Consider the following 7535-nt stretch of genomic DNA (forward strand, 5'->3'; position numbering starts at 1 on the left):
CTTTGACGGCCCGGTCGATACCGCGCGCATGGCGATCTCGGCGACGCGCGAGGTCGACGGCTTCTCGGTCCGCGCCGATGTCAGCGGCGCGCCGGCGCGGCCCACGATCGAGGTGACCAGCAACCCCTCCCTACCACAGGATGAAATCCTGTCACGGATGCTGTTCGGCCGATCATCGGTAGACCTGACTGCGCTTGAAGCCGCAGAACTCGCAACGTCAATTGCACGCCTGGCCGGTCAGGACACCGGCCTTGATCCCATCGGCGCAATCCAGTCCGGTCTGGGCATCGACCGCCTGCGTTTCGGGATCGATAATGCCGGAAATACAGAACTCGGCGTCGGCCAGTATCTCGGCCCCGATGTCTACGTGGAGGTAACAGCGCAGGGCGCAGCTGGAAACTCGGTCGAAGTCGAATGGCAGCCCCGCTCGCAGGTGTCTGTCTCTTCGGAGACAAACTCGACCGGCGAAACACGTGTGTCCGTTCGTTGGAAAAAGGACTACTAGCCGAATTCGGCGCACCGCTGAACGCGCGGGTGCCCGTTCCTGCATAAGGAAGGGATCGATAGTTCACCGTTTTTTTTGGTACCGTAATGATTGACTTTCACTTCTCGTCGAGGACTCTGATAATTGTGGCTGAAAAAGAAGACAAAAGATAGAAAAATGCTGGAAGAGTCCCGAATCGCAGGATCGCGTTCCCCAACCCGTATTGACCAGATGGTTGGCGAAAAAATCAGGGAACTGCGTACTGCCCAGAATTTCACCCTTTCCGAGTTAGGACAGGAGCTTGGGATCAGTCACCAGCAGTTGCAGAAGTACGAGACCGGCACCAACCGACTGAGCGCGGGTATGCTTGCGAGTGTCGCCCGCGTCCTGCGTGTCCCTATTGCTGAACTGTTCCAGGACACCGAGGGCGCCGCCGCCGACAAACGCGACCCGGTGACTGAAGCGCGTGCCCGTTGTCACACGCTGATCGACCGGACCAATTCAGTCGTCAAGCTCGAATCGATGGCGAAGGTTCTGCGCGCCCTGTCGTCAGACTGAGCGCTCAGCACTCAACGACGTTGACTGCGAGGCCGCCCTGGCTCGTTTCCTTATATTTCGAGGACATGTCGATGCCCGTCTGGCGCATTGTTTCGATCACCTGATCAAGTGACACCTTCGTCTGTTCCAGTGAATGCAGCGCCAGGCGCGCCGCATTCGCGGCTTTCACAGAACCGATGGCATTGCGCTCGATGCAGGGAATCTGCACGAGGCCCCCGACCGGATCGCAGGTCAGGCCCAGATTGTGTTCCATCCCGATCTCGGCAGCATTGCACACCTGCTGCGGTGTGCCGCCCCAAACGGCAGCAAGTCCTGCAGCCGCCATCGAACAGGCAACACCAACTTCGCCCTGACACCCCATCTCTGCCCCGGAGATCGAAGCGCGCTGCTTGTACAGAAGGCCGACGCCTCCGGCCGTCAGCAAGAACTTCCGGATCCGGACGAGCCGGTCTTCGGCGTCCCAGCAATAGTACCGGATCACTGACGGGATGATTCCCGCCGCGCCATTGGTCGGCGCTGTCACCACCTGCCCGCCTGCGGCATTCTCCTCATTCACGGCCATCGCGTAGACATTCAGCCAGTCAAACAACTGCTCGCGCTCGTTCGAGGGCGGACCATTGCGCAGCTTGTCCCAGATTTCCGGCGCCCGGCGGCGCACCTTGAGACCGCCCGGCAGCGTGCCCGTGCGCGTCAGCCCACGGTCGATGCATGCCATCATCACGCCGGCGATCCGGTCGAGCGCCGCTTGCGTCGCCTCCGGGGCGCGCTTGGCCGCTTCATTTGCCATGATCACAGCATCAATCGTCAGCGATCCGGAATGACAGATGTTGAGAAGCTCCGCCGCCGAGATGAAGGGATAGGGGACCGCTGGCCCCGTCGGCACGATGTCATCGCGCACAGGGCGCTCCAGCTGGCGCTGGGACGCGATGAAGCCGCCGCCGGTCGAGTACCAGGTATTGTCGGCAATGAGGTCTCCGGCGCTGTCAAAGGCGCGCAGGCGAATACCGTTCGGGTGCAGCTTGGGGATCACGTCATAGGCAAACCGGATATCGCGTTCGGCCGCGAAGGGAATCGTCCGGCCGTTCGCCAGCCGCAGCGCCTTTGAATGCTCGAGCAGGCTGACGCGGTTGTCGGCGTCTTTCGGGTCCAGTGTCTCCGGATCAAGGCCGAGTAATCCCAGCATGACCGCCTTCGGCGTCGCGTGCCCTGCGCCCGTCAGCGCGAGTGACCCCTGCAGTTCGACTTCAATCCGGCCCACGCGGTTCATTACGCCGGCCTGTTCGATATCTGCGAGGAAGCGCGCCGCAATCCGGATTGGCCCCACGGTGTGGGAACTCGACGGGCCGATCCCGACGCGAAACAGGTCCAGGACTGAAAGCATGCACCGTTTCTCCGTGTTTCCTGTTTTGTGTGGCTGGGAGTTCAGGTGTGCGTGCCGGACATGTCCGTTACATCGTGAGCATAGATCCAGTCATATTGACCATGTGCAAACGACGGCAGGAACTGCCCGGCCATCCAGATCGGTCCATATGTGGCCAATTGTGTAAACGGGTCACCCCGGTGAAACAGGGATGCATTCCGGCGCGCACCCTCCTGCACACGTGACGTTCGTGGCTTGCGAGCGGATTCGTAGGTCGTAAGCGCGCTTGGCAGGTCCGGCTTCTTCGAGGCAAGCTGCGCCAGTACATAAGCATCCTCGATCGCCATTACGGCCCCTTGCGCCAGGAAAGGCAGCATCGGATGGCAGGCATCGCCGAGCAGGACCACGCGCCCGTCCGACCACTTGTCGAGCGCCATCCGGTCAAACAGAGCCCAGCGGTTCAGCACGGGCGCTTTTGTCAGGATGGCCTGGATGACCGGAGACCAGCGCCGGAAGTCCTTCAACGCCTTCTCGCGTGAGCCCGTAGTCGTCCAGGATTCCGCTTCCGGCTCTTTCGACTCCACCACCGCCACAAGGTTCGCGAGGCTCCCCCGCCGGAGGCGATACGTCACCGCGTGACGCTTTGCGCCAACCCAGACACAGGCCGATTCCGGCGGCGCATCCGCGCCTAGCTCCGAAACTGGCACCACAGCGCGCCACGCCACATGACCCGTGAAGCGCGGTTTGTCCGGCCCCAGCATCTGCGCGCGGATTGCCGAATGGATGCCATCGGCGCCGACCAGCAGATCGCCTGAAATCGAAGTTGCGTCATCCAACTGCGCAGTCACCGCCGCTGCACTCTGCACATACGATACGACCCGCCGGCCAAACTGCACGGCGTTCGCTTGCCGGTCGTCCAGAGCACTGGCGAGGGCCTGCACAAGATCGGCGCGGTGGACGTGCAGATACTCCGCGCCCCACCGGGCCCGCGAGGCATCGCGCAGCGGGATCGATAAAATCCGCCCACCGCCCTTGCCGAACCTGAGCTCCTGCGCCCTTGGCCGGAACGCATCCTTCTCGACCCGGGCGCTGACGCCGAGCGCTTCAAACACGCGCATCCCGTTCGGACTGATCTGCAGGCCTGCGCCAACTTCATCGAGGAAGGGCGACTGTTCGAGGACGGTGACCTGATGACCGAGCTTCTGAAAAGCCAGCGCGGCGGTCAGCCCCCCAATCCCTCCGCCTGATATCAGGACATGCATCTTGCCTGGCCTGTTCAGCGCTGGATCGGCTATTTCGGACGCGAGGGGTCGTCGCGCCCGCCGATCAGCACGAACCGGCGGTCGCAATACTTGCACTCGACGAAATCCTCGTCGCCCATCTCGTACCAGACCTTGGGATGCCCGAGGGCGCCGCCGCCCCCGTTGCACGAGACCTTGCGGCTCGTGACCATCGAGATTTCCGGCGGCGTGAAGACATCGCGCTTGAGGGGCATGCTGGAACTCCGACAGGACCTGACGCGCGGGGCCGCTTGCCACGCCACGACCTGACCTCTAACTAGAGTCTGGGCTGCCGGCTTGCAAGGCGTGCCGAATGACGCGACGAAAGACCGCCATGCCAGTTCCCGAATTTGCCATTGAAGTGCGCGACCTGCGGAAAACCTATGCTGCGACCGGCAAGATGCCGGAGAAGCAGGCGCTGGACGGTATTTCGCTGGAGATCCCCACCGGGTCGATTTTCGGCCTTCTCGGTCCGAACGGCGCCGGAAAGTCCACTTTTATCAATATCCTGGCGGGCCTTGTGAAGAAGACCGCCGGCTCTGCGAAGATCTGGGGGCTCGATATTGACGCCAATCCGCGCCAGAGCCGGGCGGCCATCGGCGTTGTGAACCAGGAAGTCGTCGCAGACCCCTTCTTCACCCCGTTCGAGATGCTCGAGCTGATGGCCGGTTTCTACGGCGTACCGAAATCCGAACGCAGGTCTGTGGAAATCCTGACGGCGCTGGGCCTGGCAGACAAGAAGGACGCCTATGTGCGCCAGTTGTCCGGCGGCATGAAGCGGCGCCTGATGGTTGCCAAGGCCCTGGTCCACAACCCGCCAGTTCTGATCCTGGACGAGCCAACGGCCGGCGTGGACGTCGAACTGCGCCGCCTGATGTGGGACTATGTGCGCGAGCTGCATGCCAACGGCACGACAATCATCCTGACCACTCACTATCTCGAAGAAGCCGAGGAACTCTGCGACACCATAGCCATCGTCGACCGTGGCCGGATTGTCGCGTGTGAGCCGACGCCCCGGCTGCTCTCGCGTCTCGACTACAAGACACTGATCATCACGCCGCGCGAGCCGATCACGGCTATTCCGTCCGAACTCGCCGTGCATGATCCGAAACTGCGTCCCGACGGCACGCTCGCCATCACATTCAAGACAGCCGAAACCGGCATCGGGCGCCTCCTGGAGAAGACGCGCGCTGCCGGCATCAGTATTGCGGACTTATCAACGAAATCACCCGATCTCGAAGACGTGTTCATCTCGCTGACGGGCGACCAGGCCGCCTGAATTGGCGGTTCAGGACACCAAAATCAGATAGACTGGGAAATCCAGTTGGCGAGCGCCTGACGGTTCATTGCGCCATTGTGCGTGGCCGCTACCTTGCCCTGCTTGAATAGCAACATCGTGGGCAGGCCGCGCACACCGTACCTGGCGCCGACCAGCGGATAGTCATCCACGTTCAGCTTCACGATCTTCACCTTGCCATCCATTTCGTTGGCAACGGCTTCGATATGCGGCGCCATCTGCTTGCAGGGTCCGCACCATTCGGCCCAGAAATCGACGACTACAGGCACATCCGACGCGCCGAGCAGTACATCGAACTCGTCATCACTTATATCTATACCAGCCATGGTTCCGGCTCCTTCTGCGGCCCGAATTGGGAGCCTGATACATAGGAGTTCTTTTGGGGTGTCAAACTGCCCTCAAGGCAGTGATGAGAGATTCTGACAACATCGCCTCGGGAATGCGCATCATCTTTGGGCCGTCTGTCCAGCACAAAACGGCCACCACCTCCCGATTCGGGAAGGCTACCTCCAGCACGGCTGCATATGCGGCCATTTGCGTGATGTAGCTTTCCGCGACCTGCGACACCTCGTCTGGTGCCGGCTGGTCGGTCTTGAAGTCGATGACCAGCACCCGGGACGGCGTCACCACGAGCCGGTCCACCCGGCCATTGATAACGAGATCCGGAGGTAGCCTGGACGATGTGCCGATCACGGCGGCCTCCGCCCTGCCCCCCGGCTGGAACAGCTCCGAGAGCGCCGGGTCGTTGATAATATTCTCTGCTGCGCTCAGCATTTCTGCCTTCTGCGCCCTGGTCAGCTCCGGCTCCCGCGCGAGGAAGGCCTTGCCGGCTGCCTGCCGCGCCGCAACCGGGAGTTCCGGCAGGTATTGCAGCAGGCTGTGGATCAGCCGGCCCCGTTTCAGCCGGGCTTCTCGTTTCGGGTCAAACGGCGCGACCACGCGTGTCTTCGGGCCGAGCAGGCTGGTCGGCGCTGTCAGGCGGCGTGTGATGACATCCGGCGGCGGCGCCTGACGGGCCCATTTCGGCAAAGTTCGCGGCGCTCCAGCCAGAGCAGCCGGCCCTTCCAGCGCACGCAGCGCACGGCCGAATTGCAGCGTGCCATCTTCCCGCTCCGCCGCGTCCAGCTGCTGCATCGCTTTCTGGCAGAGCGCGAACCAGGAGTCGTCGTGATATCCCTTGGCGGCCTCGCCATCAGACCCGTACCAGTGCCCTGCAATCAGCAACCGGTCCTGCGCCCGCGTCAGCGCAACATAGAGCAGGCGGCGATGCTCTTCGTGGGCCTTTGCCTGAGCAACCATCCGCGCGCGTTCTGCGGGCTCAACATCCGTCTCCCTGCGCGGCGACCAGATCAGCGCGCCGTCCACGGACAATATCGTTTCGCTCGTCAGCTTCGGCTTGGTTGTCGTATCCGGCAGAATCACAATTGGTGCCTGCAGGCCCTTGGCGCCGTGCACGGTCATCACACGGACTTCCTCGCCCGCCTCGGAAAGGTCACGCTTGATCTCGACCGGCGTCGATTCCAGCGACGCCGTGAACAGCTGAAGCGAAGACGGCCCTGACGCGTCATGCGCCAGCGCGGCCGCCAGCAGCGCCTCGATGGGATCACGCGCCGGCGTGCCTAGTCGCGCATTCAGCCTTTCCCATCCGGTCAAACCGTCAGTGTCCGGCAGATCCAGGACCGAAGACAGGAACTCGAACGCAGGCCACCCTGCCTTGTCGATCAGCGACTGAAGTAACGGGCGCAGGCGCGCGACATCCGGATCGTCACTCGCCAGGACCCGCGACCACAGCGTCTCTCCCTGACGCCGCCCTGCCGAAAGCTCGAACAGAAAGCGGTCATCATCCACCAGTCCGCCGAACGGGCCGCGCAGGATTTCCGCGAGAGTCAGATCCCGCGAGGGGAGGATCGCGAACCGCATCAGGTTCAGGCAATCCTGCACGCCGATATAGTCTGCCAGCAGCAACCGGTCCGCGCCCGCCACAGGCACACCCGCGCTTTTCAGGGCGTTGATCACTGCCTCGAACAGGCCCCCGCGCCGCTCCCGAACAAGGATCAGCACATCGCCGGGCCTGGCGGAGCGCGGCCGGCCGTCCCGCTCCCACACCGCCGCGCCGCCCGTCACCATTTCGCGCACAGATCTCGCGATCGCGCGCGCCAGCTTCACCTTGGGCGAGGTAACCCGCAGCGCGTCCACCGGCCGCGCCCATGCGTCCGTTTCCGGTTCTTCATCGCGGGGTACGACTGGCCACAGCTCAACGAGGCCCGGCTCATTCCAGCGCCGTGCGGTGTGCACAATTTTGTCGGACCTCAATGGCGGAGCATCCGCAGACGGCACATCAATCTCCGGCGCCGCATTCCAGACCGCGTCGACATAGCTCAGGATTTCCGGACTCGAACGAAATGACATCCGCATGTCCGCCTGCGCCACATCCGTGTCACGCCGCGTCAGCGCCTCTGTCTCCTTCAGGAAGCGCGCCGGATCAGCCCCCTGAAAGGAGTAGATGGACTGTTTCTCATCGCCTACCATGAAGATCGTGCGCGGATCGCGCAGCCG

General features: G+C 62.9%; 8 protein-coding genes. 3 read left to right on the forward strand and 5 right to left on the reverse strand.

Annotated features, from left to right (window positions below; genetic code table 11):
* Nucleotides 1-505: translocation/assembly module TamB domain-containing protein (locus WEA77_RS02325; protein ID WP_368066258.1), on the forward strand; the 505-nt coding region annotated here is incomplete at its 5' end.
* Between the two features lie 123 nt (nucleotides 506-628).
* Nucleotides 629-1042 (forward strand): helix-turn-helix domain-containing protein, encoded by a 414-nt coding sequence (locus tag WEA77_RS02330; RefSeq protein ID WP_368066259.1) that lies wholly within the window; start codon nucleotides 629-631, stop codon nucleotides 1040-1042.
* Nucleotides 1043-1046: 4 nt separating this feature from the next.
* On the opposite strand, the gene WEA77_RS02335 is transcribed toward WEA77_RS02330, so the two are convergent.
* The 3 genes from WEA77_RS02335 to WEA77_RS02345 are packed head-to-tail and all read right to left on the reverse strand — an operon-like array spanning nucleotide 1047 to nucleotide 3897.
* Nucleotides 1047-2423, reverse strand: coding sequence for an L-serine ammonia-lyase (locus WEA77_RS02335; RefSeq protein WP_368066260.1), 1377 nt, complete (start codon nucleotides 2421-2423; stop codon nucleotides 1047-1049).
* A gap of 41 nt (nucleotides 2424-2464) precedes the next feature.
* On the reverse strand, nucleotides 2465-3664 hold the full coding sequence (locus WEA77_RS02340; protein ID WP_368066261.1) for an FAD-dependent monooxygenase: 1200 nt from the start codon (nucleotides 3662-3664) through the stop codon (nucleotides 2465-2467).
* 29 nt (nucleotides 3665-3693) lie between these two features.
* On the reverse strand, nucleotides 3694-3897 hold the full coding sequence (locus WEA77_RS02345; protein ID WP_368066262.1) for a zinc-finger domain-containing protein: 204 nt from the start codon (nucleotides 3895-3897) through the stop codon (nucleotides 3694-3696).
* 119 nt (nucleotides 3898-4016) lie between these two features.
* Between WEA77_RS02345 and WEA77_RS02350 the strand changes: the two genes are divergently transcribed.
* Nucleotides 4017-4961 carry an ABC transporter ATP-binding protein gene (locus WEA77_RS02350; RefSeq protein WP_368066263.1) on the forward strand — a complete coding sequence of 315 codons (945 nt, stop codon included), beginning with the start codon at nucleotides 4017-4019 and terminating at the stop codon, nucleotides 4959-4961.
* Nucleotides 4962-4984: 23 nt separating this feature from the next.
* Here WEA77_RS02350 and trxA read toward each other — a convergent pair whose 3' ends face one another.
* Nucleotides 4985-5305 (reverse strand): thioredoxin, encoded by a 321-nt coding sequence (gene trxA / locus WEA77_RS02355; protein WP_368066264.1) that lies wholly within the window; start codon nucleotides 5303-5305, stop codon nucleotides 4985-4987.
* 61 nt (nucleotides 5306-5366) lie between these two features.
* Nucleotides 5367-7535: 3'-5' exonuclease (locus WEA77_RS02360; RefSeq protein WP_368066265.1), on the reverse strand; the 2169-nt coding region annotated here is incomplete at its 5' end.

It is taken from the genome of Hyphomonas sp. (assembly GCF_040882205.1).
GTDB lineage: Bacteria > Pseudomonadota > Alphaproteobacteria > Caulobacterales > Hyphomonadaceae > Hyphomonas.

Bases quoted from the DNA above. Each gene is read 5' to 3' on its own strand.
- WEA77_RS02335 (WP_368066260.1), bottom strand. From the start codon at position 2,423: ATGCTTTCAGTCCTGGACCTGTTTCGCGTCGGGATCGGCCCGTCGAGT.
- WEA77_RS02340 (WP_368066261.1), bottom strand. From the start codon at position 3,664: ATGCATGTCCTGATATCAGGCGGAGGGATTGGGGGGCTGACCGCCGCG.
- WEA77_RS02345 (WP_368066262.1), bottom strand. From the start codon at position 3,897: ATGCCCCTCAAGCGCGATGTCTTCACGCCGCCGGAAATCTCGATGGTC.
- WEA77_RS02350 (WP_368066263.1), top strand. From the start codon at position 4,017: ATGCCAGTTCCCGAATTTGCCATTGAAGTGCGCGACCTGCGGAAAACC.
- trxA (WP_368066264.1), bottom strand. From the start codon at position 5,305: ATGGCTGGTATAGATATAAGTGATGACGAGTTCGATGTACTGCTCGGC.